The organism is Paratractidigestivibacter sp., from assembly GCF_963660155.1.
In the GTDB taxonomy this organism is placed as follows: domain Bacteria; phylum Actinomycetota; class Coriobacteriia; order Coriobacteriales; family Atopobiaceae; genus Paratractidigestivibacter.
This window is the reverse complement of the sequence record NZ_CAVKWG010000016.1, coordinates 1-17,699: the sequence shown is the minus strand read 5'-3', so window position 1 is coordinate 17,699 and position 17,699 is coordinate 1. Positions and strand designations below refer to the sequence as shown.

General features: G+C 64.5%; 9 protein-coding genes and 3 rRNA genes. 11 read left to right on the top strand and 1 reads right to left on the bottom strand.

Features of this window, described 5'->3' with window-relative positions; genetic code table 11:
• Positions 1-6: 6 nt before the first annotated feature.
• The gene (locus U5709_RS02095) at positions 7-1,554 is read right to left on the bottom strand and encodes a carboxypeptidase M32 (protein ID WP_321972659.1); all 1,548 of its coding nucleotides are present in this window, start codon (positions 1,552-1,554) and stop codon (positions 7-9) included.
• Positions 1,555-1,784: 230 nt separating this feature from the next.
• Between U5709_RS02095 and U5709_RS02090 the strand changes: the two genes are divergently transcribed.
• From U5709_RS02090 to rrf, 11 genes are all read left to right on the top strand, one after another.
• A complete protein-coding gene (locus U5709_RS02090) occupies positions 1,785-2,741 on the top strand; it encodes an ROK family protein (RefSeq protein ID WP_321972658.1) in 957 nt (318 codons plus the stop codon).
• A gap of 84 nt (positions 2,742-2,825) precedes the next feature.
• Positions 2,826-3,641: an HAD family hydrolase gene (locus U5709_RS02085; RefSeq protein ID WP_321971935.1), complete on the top strand. Its 816-nt coding sequence runs from the start codon at positions 2,826-2,828 to the stop codon at positions 3,639-3,641.
• Positions 3,642-4,056: 415 nt separating this feature from the next.
• Positions 4,057-4,782, top strand: coding sequence for a GntR family transcriptional regulator (locus tag U5709_RS02080; protein WP_321971941.1), 726 nt, complete (start codon positions 4,057-4,059; stop codon positions 4,780-4,782).
• 106 nt (positions 4,783-4,888) lie between these two features.
• On the top strand, positions 4,889-6,001 hold the full coding sequence (locus U5709_RS02075) for an ATP-binding cassette domain-containing protein (protein ID WP_321971940.1): 1,113 nt from the start codon (positions 4,889-4,891) through the stop codon (positions 5,999-6,001).
• Positions 5,991-7,541, top strand: a complete 1,551-nt coding sequence (locus U5709_RS02070; protein WP_321972657.1) for an ABC transporter substrate-binding protein/permease — start codon at positions 5,991-5,993, stop codon at positions 7,539-7,541. Before U5709_RS02075 ends, U5709_RS02070 begins: the two co-directional genes overlap by 11 nt.
• A gap of 340 nt (positions 7,542-7,881) precedes the next feature.
• Entirely contained in the window at positions 7,882-8,949 is a 1,068-nt protein-coding gene (gene pheS, locus U5709_RS02065) for a phenylalanine--tRNA ligase subunit alpha (RefSeq protein ID WP_321971938.1), read from the top strand.
• 49 nt (positions 8,950-8,998) lie between these two features.
• A complete protein-coding gene (pheT, locus tag U5709_RS02060; protein WP_321972656.1) occupies positions 8,999-11,458 on the top strand; it encodes a phenylalanine--tRNA ligase subunit beta in 2,460 nt (819 codons plus the stop codon).
• Positions 11,459-11,604: 146 nt separating this feature from the next.
• A complete protein-coding gene (locus U5709_RS02055; protein ID WP_321971936.1) occupies positions 11,605-12,276 on the top strand; it encodes a hypothetical protein in 672 nt (223 codons plus the stop codon).
• A 390-nt stretch (positions 12,277-12,666) separates the two neighbouring features.
• Positions 12,667-14,181, top strand: a 16S ribosomal RNA gene (locus tag U5709_RS02050).
• A 270-nt stretch (positions 14,182-14,451) separates the two neighbouring features.
• Positions 14,452-17,387, top strand: a 23S ribosomal RNA gene (locus tag U5709_RS02045).
• Positions 17,388-17,524: 137 nt separating this feature from the next.
• Positions 17,525-17,639: ribosomal RNA gene (gene rrf / locus U5709_RS02040) — 5S ribosomal RNA — on the top strand.
• Together the 16S, 23S and 5S rRNA genes form the textbook arrangement of a ribosomal RNA operon.
• The last annotated feature ends 60 nt before the right edge of the window (positions 17,640-17,699 follow it).

Sequence of the window (17,699 nt, the reverse complement as noted above, 5' to 3'; positions counted from 1 at the left end):
CCGCGCTTACAGCTCGTAGATCGCGCTGAACTTCTTCGTGAGGTAGTCCGTGTAGTGCTTGGCGTCGAAGCCGGAGCCGGTCGCCTGGCGCAGCAGCTCGTCGGTGTCCTTCGCGCGGCCCCAGCGCCAGATGCGCTCGCGTAGCCACTCGCGCACGGGCGTGAGGTCGCCCGAGGCACACACGCCGTCGAAGTCCATGCCGCCCGCCACCATGGCGTCCTTGAGCTGCACGCCGATGGCGCTGCCCAGTGCGTAGGTGGGGAAGTAGCCCAGGCTGCCGTCGGACCAGTGCGTGTCCTGGAGCGCCCCGTTCGCGTCGTCGGGCACGGTGATGCCCAGATAGTCCTCGTACTTCTCGGCCCACAGGCGCGGAACATCGGCGGCCTTCGCCTCTCCCGCAAAGAGCAGCTGCTCGATCTCGTAGCGCACGAGGATGTGCAGCGGGTAGGTGAGCTCATCGGCGTCGCAGCGGATGAGGCACGGCTCCGCGCAGTTCTCGGCCAAGAAGAGCTGGTGCGGCGTCACGCGCCCGAACTGCCCCGGGAAGCGGCCGCGCAGGCGCTCGAGCAGCGGGCCCGCAAAGGCCTCGCTGCGGCCCACGATGTTCTCGAAGAAGCGCGATTGGGCCTCATGCATGCCCATCGACGTGCCTCCCTTGAGCGACGTGAAGCGGTACTCGGGCGCCACGTTCTGCTCATAGAGGGCGTGGCCGCCTTCGTGCAGCATGCTGAACACGTTTGAGAGCACGTTGTCGGGGTAGGCGTGGCTGGCGATAAGCACGAAGCCGACGGAGGGGCCGCCGGTGAAGGGGTGCTCCGTGCGCCCGAGCCACAGTGCGTTCTTGTCCACGCCCTCGAGCTCGAGCAGGTCGTCGGCCAACGCCCACTGGCGCGCCTCGTCGAAGGTGCCATCCACGCAACGGTGGCTCGGCTTGTGGCGGCTCGCCATGCAGTCGGCCAAAAGCGGCACGACGCACTCCTTGACCTGTGCAAAGAAGGGGTCGTAGAACGCGCGGCTCGTGCCGTGCTCGTACTCGTTGAGCCACACGTCGTAGGGGCCTGAGCCGCTGTCCTTCTCCTCTGCCATGTGGCGCAGCGCCTCGACGATACGGTCCAGGTAGGGTTCGAAGCTCGCCCAGTCGTTCGCGACTTTGGCGCGGCGCCACACATCGTTGGCCTCCACGGTGAGGCGGCTGAACTCCGCTCGCTCCTCGGCGGGCACGTCGAGGAGCGAGGCGCGGTCACGCCCCAAGATCTTGAGCTGGCCCAAGCGCGCCTGGCCCAAAAGCTCCGGCTGGGCCCCCAGACGCTCGAGCAGCGAGCCCACCTCGGGCGCGCAAAGGGCCCGCACCCGCTCCTCCTCGAGCGCGGCGCATGCCTCGCTGCGCTCTTCGGTGGCGCGCGCGGGGTCGATCACGGGACCGAGCGAGCCGATCTCGTCGATGGCGTAGCGCAAGGCAAAGAGCCTCTTCTCAAGGGCGTCGAGGGCGGCGATGTCGGCGCGGGGGTTGGCCACGGCGGCGTTCAGGTCGGCGGTTGCGGGGTTCTCGGACATGATGCCTCCTACACGGTGGACAAGGGTCAAAAGCACCGCCCGCCCGTAGGCGCCGGCGCGAGGAATGTTCACACGTCCAGTGTACCCGCCGCCTCGCTCGCCGCGTCGAACGTGTCGCCGAAGGCACAATTCAGGTCGCCAGGCCGCACCGCGACCGCCGCGGGCCTTATAGTTATGGCAAGACGAATCCACGGGCACGAACGCCATGCCCGGCGAGAAAGGACCTTGGCATGGAAGCGGTTCTCGGCATCGACATCGGCGGCACCAGCATCAAGGCGGGGTTCTTCACCCCGGAAGGCGAGCTTCTCGAGGAGCGTAAGATCCCTACGCCCGAGCTCGTGTCCGACGAGGCCTATGCCGTCGTCACCGATGGTCTGACCAAGATGCTCGCGACTCACGACTGCGGGCCCGCCGACGTCATCGCGCTCGGCCTCGACATCCCCGGCCCCGTTGCCGACGACGGCACGGTCGGCTTCCTCCCCAACATCAAGCTCGACCCTGAGGGCCTCGTCGCCGCCATCAACGCGGCCTTCCCCAATGCCACCGTCGCCTTCGTCAACGACGCCAACGCGGCGGCGCTCGGCGAGATGTGGAGCGGCGTGGCGCGCGGCGTCTCGAGCTACGTCCTCATCGCGCTGGGCACGGGCGTGGGCGCGGGCGTAGTCGTGGGCGGCAAGCTCGTGGCCGGTGCATTCGGCGCCGGCGGCGAGGTCGGCCACATCACCGTTAACCCGGGCGAGGAGAGGACCTGCGGCTGCGGGCGCAAGGGATGCCTGGAGCAGTACGCCTCGGCTACTGGCGTCGTCCGCCTCTACCTCGAGGAATGCGAGCGCCGCGGCGTCACGCCCGCGTCCGTCGAGCATGCGACCGACACCCTCACCGTCTTCCGCGCACTGGCCGCTGGTGACGAGTGCGCCAAGCTCGCCGTCGACCAGATGTGCGAGTACCTGGCGCAGGCCATGGCGCAGATTAGCTGCATCGTCGACCCCGCCATGTACCTGCTCGGCGGCGGCGTGGCGGGCGCCTTCGCCACCTTTGCCCCGGAGCTCCGCCGCCGTTTCGCCGCTCATGCCCTCTCCACCTGCAGGGACGTGCGCATCGAGGCCGCGAGCCTCGGTAACCAGGCTGCCATGTACGGCTGCGCCTACGAGGCCCTTCGCCTGCGTGGGGAGCGCCTGGGCGAGTAGGCGCGCAACCGTTCGTTCGCAATTCGCGCCGGTTCCCGCTCTCGGGCGCCGGCGCTTTGGCGTCAGAGCAGGGGAGATACACGCGTGGCCATTAAGCTCATCCTCACCGATATCGATGGGACTATCCTCCCTTACGGCAAGAAAGTCGTGAGCGAGGCCTGCGTCGAGGCTTTCCGCGCCGCGCGCGCCGTCGGCATCCTCGTCGGCCCTGCCTCGGGGCGCTTCTTCTCGTGGATTCCCGGTTTCTTCGGCGGCGACGCGGCCTGCTGCGAGACGGCGCTCGCCACCAACGGCTCGCAGGTCTACCTAGGAGGCGAGCTCGTCTTGGAAAAAGATGTGCAGGCAGAGGGCATTCGCCGGGCCATGCAAGTTCTCGCGGGCATCGAGCGCAGCGGCGTCATCTTCTTCGAGGGCGCCGAGCCCTACCTTGTGCAGGGCGACCGCGAGGACCTGCGCGAGTGCTTCCCCTCCTATGCCGAGACCTGCGGGGACCGCGCCGACGTGCCGGCCTCGGGTATCACCAAGGCAAACGTCTTTATCTGTGGCGGCATCGACCGCACGCGCGAGGTCGTTGCTCTGCTCAACCGTGAGGTCGCCGATCTCGACTTCGACGTGCCGCAGGCGGGGTTCTCGAACGCGATGCCTGCCGGATGGAACAAGGGCGAGGCGGTCAAGTGGCTCATGGAGCGCGAGGGAATCGCGCCCGACGAGGCGGTCGTCTTCGGCGATGCCGGCAATGATCTGCAGATGTTTGCCGCCGTCGAGCACTCCGTGGCCGTGGCGGGGGCGTTGCCTGAGGCCCGCGAGGCCGCCCGTTGGCACATCGGTGCGGCCGAGGACGACGCCGTACCCGCTGCCATCGCCGCCCTCGCGGCGGGGGAGTGGCCCTTTACCGCGTAGCGTTGCACGCCGAGGTCGGGTCGAATTTACGTCGCATCGCTTCGCTCGCGAGGTCTGGCGCGGCCCTTCGCGCAAAAAACAGGGATGGCGGCAGTTTTTCGCGCTCCGCCCGAGTAGTCGAATTTCGAGCAGCTCGTCTACCTGCGGTTTTGTTGGTTACAAAGTGCGGGATACTCGGAGGGACCGCAGAAAACTGCCGCCATCCCTATATTTTTGCAGCCGGCTTCGCCACGAGCGCCGTTAAGCAGGTTATCGGGGCCACAATCACCGATTCGCGGAAGATTATTGCGATGGCTGATGTTGTTCTTGCCGCTCGCGAATTAAGTCCCGAAAGCCTTATCCCAAATTTACTGCCCGCACCTATACTGGTTAATACCAAATTGTTGTAACCAGCATACGTGCGGGGGAGAGGCCCATGGGCGTCATATCGAGGAAGCAGCCGCTCTACGACCAGCTCGTGGACATTCTTCGCGATAAGATCGACACCGAGATGGAGCCCGGTGACCTCTTGCCCTCCGAGCGCGAGCTCTCCGAGCGCTACGGCCTCTCGCGCACGACGGTCCGCCTCGCCTTAAAGGAGCTCGAGACCCTCGGCCTCATCACCCGCCGCCACGGCAAGGGCACCTTCGTCTCGGATCTTACCAGCAAGGCGATGGACCTTACCACCAACTACAGCTTCACGCAGCAGATGCGCGACGCCGGGCGCGACCCGAAGACCATCGACCTCGAGTTCGACACGATCGAGGCCACCAAGACTGTCGCCGATCGCATGGGGCTGCGCCTGGGCGAGCAGGTCCTCTTCATGAAGCGCCTACGCTTGGCCGACGGCGTGCCCATGATGGTTGAGCGCACCTACGTCCCCGCGAGCCGCTTCATCGGCCTTACCCGCGAGGCGCTGGCCGGCAAGTCGCTCTACGCCATCATCGAGAACGACTACCACGAGACCATTCGCGTGGCCGAGGAGGAGTTCTTTGCCAGCGTCGCGCGCAAAAGCGACGCCGAGGTCCTGCGCATCGCCGAGGGCGCGCCGGTCCTGCAGCTCGCGCGCGTCACCTATAACAACCAGAACGCGGTCATCGAGTTCACGCATAGCGTCGCCCGCGCCGACCAGTTCAAGTACAAGGTGAGCCACGTGCGCTAGCCGCGCGGAACCGCTCCAAATTTCGGCGCGCAAGAATTGGCATACCATGTGTTGCGTCACTGGCATATTCGATGGCGCCTCGGCGCCGCAGTTAGAAAGAAGGCGCATGACCGAGCCGCTGATTCGCGTCCGCGGGCTGTGCAAGAGCTACGGCGAAAACGAGGTGATCCGCGATATCGACGTCGACATCAGCCGCGGCGACGTCATCTCTATCATCGGCGGTTCCGGCTGCGGCAAGTCCACGTTTATCCGCTGCCTGAACTTCCTCGACCCGCCTACCTCGGGCGAGGTTTATTTCGACGGCAAGAAGGTGATGGATGACCCGAAGAGCCTGCGCCTCCTTCGCCGCAAGATGGGCATGGTCTTCCAGTCATTCAACCTGTTCTCGAACATGACCGTGGTGGAGAACGTCATGCTCGGCCAGGTCGACCTCATGGGCAAGACCCGCCAGCAGGCCTACGACCGCGCGATGGAGCTCCTCGGCACCGTGGGCCTCACTCATCGGGCGCTCGCTTATCCCGACGAGCTCTCCGGCGGCCAGAAGCAGCGCGCCGCCATCGCGCGCACGTTGGCCTTAGACCCCGAGGTCATTCTCTTCGACGAGCCGACAAGTGCGCTGGATCCTACGATGGTGGGGGAGGTTCTCGTCGTCATGAAGTCGCTCGCCGACGCGGGCGCCACGATGCTCATCGTCACGCACGAGATGAACTTCGCCCGCAACGTCTCGAACCGTGTCTTCTATTTGGACGAGAAGGGCATCTACGAGGACGGTACGCCTGAGCAGATCTTCGAGCACCCGGAGCGGCCGAAGACCCGCGACTTCATCTTCCACGTCAAGACCTTCTCGACCGATATCCACCGCAGCTCGCTCGACCTCATTGGTCTGCAGGGCTCCGCGGCCACGTTCCTGCGCCGCCGGCTCTTGCCCGACGCCGTTGTCATGCGTGTTCTTCTCGTGATGGAAGAGGCCATCTATCAGTGTGTTTTTGCGAACGAATGCGTCGATACCGCGCACTTCTCGCTGCGCTGCTCCGAGAAGACGCGCGAGATCGAGCTCGTCTTCCGCGACCCTGCGGGTGCGGCCGAGTTCCCGCTGGCTCAGATGGAGGAGCTGTCTCGCAGGGTCATCAATGGCTACGCGACCGAGGCGAAAACCGAGGCGGGCTGCCTTACGATCCGAATGGCAGCGACTGTGACGGAGGCCTCTCGTGCGCAATAAACAGCGGGTCATCGCCATGTTCGTGGCGGCTGTGGCCATCATCGCCTCTTGCCTCGCGCTTATCCCCGCGCTTCCGGCCCGCGCAGAGGGGCTCGGCGAGCGCGTCATCACCTGGAGCCAAGAGGAGCGCGACCAGAACCTTGCGCACGCGAGCATCGGCGTGCAGCTGGGCGTCACCTCCGAGGCCGAAGTAAAGAAGAGCTACCCCGAGGCGGACGCGGAGTCGTTCCAGTCCATCTCCGACACCATCGCGGCGCTGGCGGCGGGCAAGATCGATTACGCGACGGCCACCGAGCCCATCGCGCTGCTCTACATGCGCAAGAACGCGAACCTCACCTACATCAAGCCTGCGCTCTACGGCGTCGACGTCTCGATGGGCCTTGCTAAAGGCAACGACGAGCTGCGCAACAAGCTCAACGGCGCCATCGAGAAGCTCAAGGCCGACGGCACCGTCGACGCGGTGCAAAAGAAGTGGTGCGAGGACGGCGACTACGACCTCTCCGACGTTCCCGTGTGCGGGGACGGCGAGGTGCTCAAGGTGGCCTATTCGCCCACCGACGAGCCCTCCACCTTCATGTACGAGGGCCATGCCGCCGGCATGGACGTCGAGATCGTCATGCGCGCCGCCTATGAGCTCGGCATGCGCTGCGAGTTCCAGGACATGAACTTCTCGGCCAAGCTCGCGGCGCTCAGCGCCGGCACCGTGGACGTGGGCATCTACATGGTCGACACGCCCGAGCGCGAGGGCTCCATGGACTTCATCGAGACCATCTATACCCTCGACTGGGTCGCGATGACAAAGACGGACGCGCAGGGCACGGGCTCTGTGCTCGATAACCTGGTCTCGGGCATCAAGAGCACCTTTATCGACGAGGGGCGCTGGGCGATGGTCCTCGAGGGCCTGCTCGTCACGGTGGGCATCTCGCTGAGCGCTTTTGCCCTGGCCACGCTCGGCGGCGGCCTTCTGTGCCTCATGAAGCGCTCCGGCAAGCGCGTGGTCGTGGCGGCTGCGAACGGCTACTGCAGCCTCGCCACGGGCATCCCGGTGCTCGTCTGGCTCATGATCCTCTACTACATCGTGTTCGCGGGCATCGGCATTCCCGCCATAGCCGTGGCCGTCATCTGCTTCGGCCTCGAGGCGGCCGCCCCACTCTCGAGCATCTTCGTGACAGGGCTCGAGGCGGTGGGCACGGGCGAGGTCGAGGCCGCCGACTCCATGGGCTTCACTCGGCGCCAGACGTATAGGCGCGTGATCTTGCCGCAGGCGTTCCAGCGCATCGGGACCCTCTATGCGGGACAGCTCACGTCCCTGATCAAGGCCACCTCGGTGGTCGGCTACGTGGCCATCACCGACCTCACGAAGGTCTCGGACATCATCCGCAGCCGCACCTTCGACGCCTTCTTCCCGCTGATCAGCGTGGCGCTCGTCTACTTCGTGGTCATCTTGGTTTTCTCGGTGCTGCTCAAGGCGCTGATCCGCCGCATCGACCCGCGCCGCCGCGATCCCGAGAGGATTCTGAGGGGGATTAAGACCCGTTAGGCACGTCGCCCGCGCGGTGTGTTATTATCCCCACCTAGGCAATGACGGAGAGGTTCGGGCCGTCGCGTCGCCAGCGGACAAGAGAGGGGGCCCACCGGCTGAGAGGCTCCTCCAAGGCTGACGCCCGAAGTTCACTCCACCAGCCGCAACTTGAACGACCTGCAAAAGGGACAGTCCCTTTTGCAGGTTCAGTAGGGAAGCCGTCAGTCCTACGGCACGGGGCAAACGAGTGGGCGCTCGTGAGAGAAAACACCTGCGTCAATCAAGGTGGTACCGCGGTAATAATTGCCGTCCTTGGACCTTCGTCCGGGACGGTTTTTTGTTTGAAAGGGGTTACGCAATGTCGATGTCCGACGACCTCAAGGCAATTGAGGCGCAAGTCAAGGAGGGCCTGGCCTCCGCAGAGAGCATGGACGCCCTCGAGGCCCTGCGCGTGGGCGTTCTGGGCCGCAAGGGCTCGCTCACCGCGATCATGCACACCATGGGCAAGGTCCCGCCCGAGGAGCGCCCGGCCATGGGCCAGCTCGCCAACACCGTCCGCGCCAACGTCGACATGGCCATCAAGAGCCGCAAAGAGGAGATTTCCCGTGCCATCATGGCGAAGCGCATGGAGGCAGACGCCGTCGATGTCACCTTGCCGGGCCGCCAACTCTCCCTGGGCACTCAGCACCTCATCTCCCAGATCCGCGAGGAGATCGAGGACATCTTTGCCGGCCTTGGCTACACCGTCGAGGACGGCCCCTACATCGAGACCACCTACTACAACTTCACCGCGCTGAACGCCCCTGAGGACCACCCCAGCCGCTCGGCCAAGGACACCTTCTACGTGGTGGACAACCAGCCCGAGGGCAAGGAGGTCCACGTCCAGGGCGAGTCCGACGTGCTCTTGCGCACCCAGACCTCCGGTGTCCAGGCACACGTCATGGAGGCCAAAGAGCCCCCGATCTACATGATCTGTCCGGGCACGGTTTTCCGCCCGGACACCGCCGACGCCAACCACCTGCCGCAGTTCACGCAGGTGGAGGGCCTTGTCGTCGACGAGGGCATCACCTTCGGCGACCTCAAGGGCACCCTTGACTACTTCACGCGCGAGATCTTCGGCAAGGACCGCGCCACCCGCTACCGCCCGCACTTCTTCCCGTTCACCGAGCCCTCCTGCGAGGTCGACGTCTCCTGCGGCGTCTGCCACGGCCAGGGCTGCCGCTTCTGCAAGAACACCGGCTGGCTGGAGATCCTGGGCTGCGGCATGGTCGACCCCAACGTCTTCGTCAACTGCGGCATCGACCCCGAGAAGTACACCGGCTTTGCCTTCGGCATCGGCGTCGAGCGCGTTGCCGCCCTTCGCTACGACCTGCCTGACCTGCGTATGCTCATGACTGGTGACATGCGATTCTTAAAACAGTTCTAGCCTTCCCAGGCACCCCATCTCAATCCCAGTCAAAGAAAGGACCGCTTCAATGCGTATCTCATACGAGTGGCTCAAGACCATGGTCGACGTGCCGGAGGACCCCTCCGAGCTCGTCAGCGAGTTCATCCGCACCGGCACCGAGGTCGAGGGCGTCGAGCGCGTGGGCGCTGATCTCGACCACGTGGTCACCGCCCAGGTCGTCTCCAAGAAGCCCCACCCCGACTCCGACCACATGTACGTCTGCCAGGTAGACGTGGGAGAAAAGAACGTCGACGAGAACGGCAACCCCGTGCCGCTGCAGATCGTCTGCGGCGCCCAGAACTTCAACGAGGGCGACCACATCGTCACCGCCATGATCGGCGCCGTGCTCCCCGGCGACGTCAAGATCAAGAAGTCCAAGCTCCGCGGCGTTGAGTCCTGCGGCATGAACTGCTCCGAGCGCGAGCTCGGCCTCGGCGGCGACCACTCCGGCATCATGATCTTGCCCGCCGACGCCCCCGTGGGCATGGACTTCACCGACTACATGGGCACCTCCGACACCGTGATCGACTGCGAGATCACCCCCAACCGCCCGGACTGCCTCTCCATGACCGGTATGGCCGTCGAGGTCTCCGCCATGCTCGACGAGGACACCCACATCGAGCTCCCGAAGGTCCAGGCCGAGCAGGGCCCCGATGCCCACGACCTCGTCGACGTGCGCATCGACGACCCCGAGCTCTGCCAGCGCTACACCGCCCGCGTGGTGCGCAACGTCAAGATCGGCCCCTCTCCCGAGTGGCTTGCCAACCGCGTGATCGCCGCCGGCAGCCGCCCCATCAACAACGTCGTTGACGTCACCAACTACGTCATGTTCCTCACAGGCCAGCCCCTGCACGCCTTTGACTTGGGCAAGCTCTCCGAGCGCGACGGTAAGCGACACATCGTCATTCGCGCGGCCTACGACGGCGAGAAGCTCGAGACCCTCGACGGCGTCGAGCGCACCCTCACGACCGACATGGCCGTCATCACCGACGACGGCGAGCGCGCCGTGGCCCTTGCCGGCGTCATGGGCGGCATGAACTCCGAGATTGACGAGAACACCGTCGACGTCCTTCTCGAGAGCGCCACCTTCTCCTCCGGCCATATCTCACGCACCAGCCGCAACCTCGACCTCATGAGCGAGGCCTCCATCCGCTACGAGCGCCAGGTCGATGGCTCCAATTGCGCAAACGTCGCCGAGGTGGCCGCCGCCCTCTTCGAGCAATGCTGCGGCGCCGAGGTTTGCCCGGGCACCGTGGACGCCTACCCGGTGGTCGTGCCCGCCGCGATCGTGGACTTCCGCCCCGAGCGCGCCCGCCTGCTCTGCGGCGCCGACATCCCCGAGGAGTTCATGGTCAGTCGCCTTTCTCGCCTCGGCTGTACCGTCGAGGCCGGCCAGGACGGCTACCTCACGGTGACTGCCCCCACCAACCGCCCCGACCTCACCCGCGAGTGCGACCTCATCGAGGAGGTCTGCCGCCTGTGGGGCGAGGGCGACATCGAGCCCACGCTTCCGGCTGCCAGAAACCACGCCGGCGGCCTCACCGTCGAGCAGCGCCGTGTGCGCCTCATCGGCCAGACCCTTCGCGCCTGCGGCCTCTCCGAGACCAGCACCTACTGCTTTGCCGACCCCAACGACCTCGTTAAGCTGGGCATCACAGATGAGGGCCGCGGCATCCCCGTCAAGATCATCAACCCGCTCGTTGCCGACCAGTCCGAGATGCGCCGCTCCATGCTCCCGGGCCTCGTCCAGAGCGTGGCCTACAACCTCGACCACGGTGTGCCCAACGTCGCCCTCTACGAGATCGGCCGCGTTTTCTACGGCCACGAGTCCAAGAGCCAGCCCGACGAGCCGACCTTCGTCGCTGGTGTCCTGGCCGGCCGCCGCGCCGAGGACGCCTGGAACCAGAAGTGGAACGAGTACGACTTCTTCGACGCTAAGGGCGTGGTCGAGGCCCTGCTCGATGCCCTGCGCATGACTAAGGTCCGCTTCAAGGTGGCCGATCCCGAGCGTTTCCCGTGGCTCCAGCCCGGCCAGGCCGCCGAGATCCTTGTCCAGAGCCAGTCCGTGGGCTGGGTCGGCAACATCCACCCCGCGAACCTCCAGAAGGTAGGCGTCGACGTCCCCGTCGTGGCCTTCGAGCTCTCCGTGGAGCACCTCCTGCGCCTCGCCGTCAACGAGCTTCCCTACGAGGACATCCCCACGCTGCCCGGCGTCACCCACGACCTGGCACTCGTGGTGGACGAGTCCGTCGCCTACGAGACCCTCGTCCAGCGCATCTCCAGCGCCGGCGGCAAGCTGCTTGCCGACGTGCGCCTCTTCGACGTTTACCGCGACCCGATGCGCGTGGGCAAGGGCAAGAAGTCCATGGCCTTCTCACTGACCTACCGCGCGGCCGACCGCACCCTCACCTCCGAGGAGGTCGAGAAGGCGCACGAGAAGCTGGTCAATAAGGTTCTGCGCGCCGTCGGCGCCGAGGTTCGCTCCTAGCTTCCCTGGCACTCCATCTAGGGGCTCCGACCCCCCCTCGCGTGCCCAACCCCCCCAAGTTGCTTCTTTTGAAAGGCCGGGTCCTTCGGGGCCCGGCCTTTCTCTGTATACGTCACAATGCGAGAAGCCACAGAAAGGACCCGCGCATGCCCAGCTGGAACATCCACACCGCCCACGTCGAGCGCCTCTTGTCCGAGGAGGGAAGAGATGCCCTCGGCATTCGCGACGTCGACGCCTTCCTCATGGGCAACCTGCTCCCCGACATATATGTGGGCTACATGGTCCCGGACGCCACGATGCGCATCGACTACAAGCTCACCCACCTCACGCTGCGCCATCACATCCCCGTGCCGCGCCACCAGGAGTTCTGGGATTTTTACTGCGTGGACCCCGCGGGCTATGGCGCCGACGAGGTCACCGACGTGGTCAAGGGCGCGTGGTGCCACCTCGTCTGCGACAGCGTCTACAACACGCACACCCGCGCCCGCCTGGCGCAGATCGGCGTCGCCGCAGGTGAGAAGGCCCGCATCGGCAAGCAGTCGGATTTCGCGGACTTCGGCCGTACCTTGTCCATCTCCATGAAGCCCCGGGTCACGCAAACCGTCATCGATCAATGCGCGGCGTTTCCGATGTATCGCGTGGCTAAGGCCGATGTTCACTCCGCGGCCAATGTCGCGTCGAGGATCGTCGACGAGAACATCGCCAATCATCTGGATGGCGAGCCCAGCTATCGCCTTCTTACCGCCGACTTCTTCGAGACCGCCAGGGCAGAGGCGCACGTCACGATGCTCTACGGCCTCCGTAACCTTGCATGCTAGGTACATATACAGCGCGACGGCAAACGGTAGGGGACCTTTCGTAAGCGACAAGAAACGACGGTGAGGCAGCCTTAGTTGTGTAGGAATTATGAATGACTAAAACGTTCTGGACACCTCTGGGCAATGCGCGTAAATTATTTCCTCGCGCGGCAACACGGCGAGCAGCAAATCAGCAGTTCAAAGCGGCCGCGCGGAGGACCTTGAGAACCGGATACTGCGATCGAGAGATCGGAAAAGAGACAGACAAGCGAAGTCGAATCGAGCCTAAGACTCGTCTTAGGAACACCATCGATTCCTACTAAGCGAATCCGAGATTCAGCAAGCGTGGATTTCGGGCGAGGATTCGGACCCGCTCTTTTTTCAAACCGACGAGCCCCTCGCGGGCTTGTTCGAACGGAGAGTTCGATCCTGGCTCAGGATGAACGCTGGCGGCGCGCCTAACACATGCAAGTCGAACGGTTAAAGCTTCTTCGGAAGTGCATAAAGTGGCGAACGGCTGAGTAACACGTGGGCAACCTGCCCCTCGCTCCGGGACAGCCTCGGGAAACCGTGGGTAATACCGGATACCCTCGCCGCGCGGCATCGCGCGGCGAGGAAAGCCCAGACGGCGAGGGATGGGCCCGCGGCCTGTTAGCTAGTTGGCGGGGCAACGGCCCACCAAGGCGATTATGGGTAGCCGGGTTGAGAGACCGACCGGCCAGATTGGGACTGAGACACGGCCCAGACTCCTACGGGAGGCAGCAGTGGGGAATCTTGCGCAATGGGCGGAAGCCTGACGCAGCGACGCCGCGTGCGGGAGGAAGGCCTTCGGGTCGTAAACCGCTTTCAGCAGGGACGAGGCCGAGAGGTGACGGTACCTGCAGAAGAAGCCCCGGCTAACTACGTGCCAGCAGCCGCGGTAATACGTAGGGGGCGAGCGTTATCCGGATTCATTGGGCGTAAAGCGCTCGTAGGCGGCCCGTCTGGTCGGGAGTCAAAGCCCGGGGCTCAACCCCGGCCCGCTCCCGATACCGGCGGGCTTGAGTCGCGCAGGGGAGGCCGGAATTCCGAGTGTAGCGGTGGAATGCGCAGATATTCGGAAGAACACCGGTGGCGAAGGCGGACCTCTGGGCGCGCACTGACGCTGAGGAGCGAAAGCTGGGGGAGCGAACAGGATTAGATACCCTGGTAGTCCCAGCCGTAAACGATGGGCACTAGGTGTGGGGGGACGATCCCCCCGTGCCGAAGCTAACGCATTAAGTGCCCCGCCTGGGGAGTACGGCCGCAAGGCTAAAACTCAAAGGAATTGACGGGGGCCCGCACAAGCAGCGGAGCATGTGGCTTAATTCGAAGCAACGCGAAGAACCTTACCAGCGCTTGACATGTTGGTGAAGCCGCGGAGACGCGGTGGCCGAGAGGAGCCAACACAGGTGGTGCATGGCTGTCGTCAGCTCGTGTCGTGAGATGTTGGGTTAAGTCCCGCAACGAGCGCAACCCCCGTCGCATGTTGCCAGCGGTTAGGCCGGGCACCCATGCGAGACCGCCGGCGTCAAGCCGGAGGAAGGTGGGGACGACGTCAAGTCATCATGCCCCTTATGCGCTGGGCCGCACACGTGCTACAATGGCCGGCACAATGGGCTGCCACCCCGCGAGGGGGAGCGAATCCCCAAAGCCGGCCCCAGTTCGGACCGGGGGCTGCAACCCGCCCCCGCGAAGTCGGAGTTGCTAGTAATCGCGGATCAGCACGCCGCGGTGAATGCGTTCCCGGGCCTTGTACACACCGCCCGTCACACCACCCGAGTCGATTGCACCCGAAGCCGCCGGCCCAACCCGCGAGGGAGGGAGGTGTCGAAGGTGTGGTTGGTAAGGGGGGTGAAGTCGTAACAAGGTAGCCGTACCGGAAGGTGCGGCTGGATCACCTCCTTTCTAGGGAGAATTCACTTCTTAGAGAAGACAACTTTTACCTTCGGGTCCATATGGACCTCCCCGATTCCGCGCTTCTCCTTTCCCATCCCGCTCGCAGCGTCCGGTCCTCGCGGGGCCTCCCCGCCGTACCCTGAGAGCCGCATAGCGTGACAAGCAACTAATTATTTCTCAGAGAAGAGATCGCATCTTCAGATCAGGGGCCGTGAAGGCCCCGCATCTGAGGCAATTCGAAGTATGCGTTTACCATCGCCGTGTCGCCGGGAAGGCGGCAAGGAAGATGTTAAGGGCAGGCGGCGGATGCCTTGGCACAGGAAGCCGATGAAGGGCGCGGCAAGCTGCGAAAATCCGCGGTGAGGGGCACACACCCTTTGACCCGCGGGCACCCGAATGGGAGAACCCGGCCAGGCCAGAGCCTGGTCGCCCCTTGGACGAACACATAGTCCTCGGGGAGGCAACCGGGGGAACTGAAACATCTAAGTACCCCGAGGAAGAGAAATCAAATCGAGATTCCCCTAGTAGTGGCGAGCGAACGGGGACCTAGGGCAAACCGGGGAGGGCATGGCCCCCCCGGGGTTGTGGGACCGGACATCGAGCGGTTACAAAGCTGCGAGGAAGCGGAACGGCCTGGGAAGGCCGGCGGAACAGGGTAAGAGCCCCGTACGCGGATCCGCGCGGCCCGCCGTCCGGCACCCGAGTACCGCCGGGCACGTGAAACCCGGTGGGAATCAGGGGGGTCCACCCTCCAACCCTGAATACTCTCCTGTGACCGATAGCGCACGAGTACCGCGAGGGAAAGGTGAAAAGCACCCCGGGAGGGGAGTGAAACAGTACCTGAAACCGCCTGCCTACGAGCAGTCGGAGCACCTTTTAGGTGTGACGGCGTGCCTTTTGTAGAATGAGCCAGCGAGTTGCGGTGCGCGGCGAGGTTAAGCCGCGGAGCGAGCCGTAGCGAAAGCGAGTCCGAACAGGGCGTCAGAGTCGCGCGCCGCAGACGCGAAGCCGGGTGAGCTATCCATGGGCAGGCTGAAGCGGGGGTAAGACCCCGTGGAGGGCCGAACCCACCTAGGTTGAAAACTGGGGGGATGACCTGTGGATAGGAGTGAAAGGCCTATCAAACCCGGAGATATCTCGTTCTCCCCGAAATAGCTTTAGGGCTAGCCTCGGTCGTTCACCCTCGGGGGTAGAGCACCGGACGGGCGCGGGGGCCTCACCGCCTACCAACCCCGACCGAACTCCGAATACCGACGGGTTCACAGACCGGGAGTCAGAACATGTGGGCTAAGCTGTGTGTTCGAGAGGGAAACAGCCCAGACCGCCCGCTAAGGCCCCCAATTCCATGTTGAGTGGCAAAGGATGTGCGTCCGCCCAGACAACCAGGATGTTGGCTTAGAAGCAGCCACCCATTCAAAGAGTGCGTAATAGCTCACTGGTCGAGTGGACATGCGCCGACAATATACGGGGCTAAGCATGGAGCCGAAGCGGCGGGATGTACGTATGTACATCGGTAGGGGAGCTTTCCGTCTGGGGCGAAGCCGCGGGACGACCCGCGGTGGACCGGCCGGAAGTGAGGATGCTGGCATGAGTAACGAGAGACTGGCGGGAAACCAGTCCGCCGTAAACCCAAGGTTTCCTGGGCGAGGCTAATCCTCCCAGGGTCAGTCGGGGGCTAAGTCGAGGGCGGGAGCCGTAGACGATGCGCAGCCGGTCGACATTCCGGCACACCCGGCGGGCGCTTGACCGATGGGGCGACGCAGGAGGGTAGCAGGACGGGGTTCTGGACGTCCCCGCGATGGCCCGTAGGGCGGCACCTTGTGAAACGCGGGTGCCACGAAGCCTGAGGGGCCGGACGAAGCCTTGTGGCGAAGCCTGTGAGCCCATGCTGCCGAGAAAAACCCCTAGGGAGCCCGCAGGGTCCCGTACCGCAAACCGACACAGGTGGGTGGGTAGAGCATACCGAGGCGATCGGGAGAACCATGGTTAAGGAACTCGGCAAAATCGCCCCGTAACTTCGGGAGAAGGGGCGCCCGCTAGGGTGGAGGGACTCGCTCCCCGAGCCCCGGCGGGCCGCAGCGAAAAGGTCCAAGCGACTGTTTACCAAAAACACAGGACTCTGCTGAAGCCGCAAGGCGACGTATAGGGTCTGACGCCTGCCCGGTGCCGGAAGGTCACGAGGAGGGGTTAGCGCGAGCGAAGCTCCGAATCCAAGCCCCGGTAAACGGCGGCCGTAACTATAACGGTCCTAAGGTAGCGAAATTCCTTGTCGGGTAAGTTCCGACCTGCACGAAAGGCGTAACGACTTGGACGCTGTCTCGACCATGGGCCCGGTGAAATTGCACTAGTCGTGAAGATGCGACTTACCCGCGGAAGGACGGAAAGACCCCGTGAACCTTTACTGCAGCTTGGCATTGGCTGCCGGGGCGCCGTGTAGAGGATAGGTGGGAGACTTAGATGGCGGGGCGCCAGCCCCTCCGGAGTCGCCCTTGGAATACCACCCTCGGCGCCTTGGCATCCTAACCTGCGGCCGTCACCCGGCGCAGGGACCGTGCCAGGTGGGTAGTTTGACTGGGGCGGTCGCCTCCCAAAGAGTAACGGAGGCGCACGTAAGGTCTGCTCGGGACGGTCGGCAACCGTCCTTTTGAGTGCAAGAGCGCAAGCAGGCTTGACTGCGAGGCCCACGAGCCGAGCAGGTGGGAAACCAGGTTCTAGTGATCCGGCGGCACAGCGTGGTATGGCCGTCGCTCAACGGATAAAAGGTACTCCGGGGATAACAGGCTGATCTTCCCCAAGAGTCCACATCGACGGGAAGGTTTGGCACCTCGATGTCGGCTCATCGCATCCTGGGGCTGGAGCAGGTCCCAAGGGTTTGGCTGTTCGCCAATTAAAGCGGTACGCGAGCTGGGTTCAGAACGTCGTGAGACAGTTCGGTCCCTATCCTCCGTGGGCGCAGGAGAACTGAGGGAGGCTGCCCCTAGTACGAGAGGACCGGGGTGGACGGACCTCCGGTGCACGGGTTGTTCACCAAGAGCACGGCCCGGTAGCTGAGTCCGGTCGGGATAACCGCTGAAAGCATCTAAGCGGGAAGCCCTTCCCGAGATGAGTTCTCCTTCTGGTAAGGACACAGGTAGACTACCTGTTCGATAGGGCGCAGGTGCAAGGGCGGCGACGTCCTCAGCCGAGCGCTACTAATCGTCCGAGCTCTTCCTACCGCTTTTCCCTCCTTTTCGAAGGAAGGCGCGGCGGCGGGCATGCTTCGGCGATCCCCTCTTCTGGGATGAGATGCTTGGAGCGCTGTGCGGCCCCCAGGGCACGGGAGGGAGGACCCGCGAGAGAACGCCCCTTGTTGGCCGGCGGCCATGGCAGGGGAGGCACACCCGGTCCCGTCCCGAACCCGGAAGTTAAGCCCCCTAGCGCCGATGGTACTGCGGAGCAGTCCGTGGGAGAGCAGGACGCCGCCGTCCAACAAGGGGCGTTTTCTGTGCAGAGGGCCCGTCCCCGTCGCGGGGGCGGGCCCTTTTTGT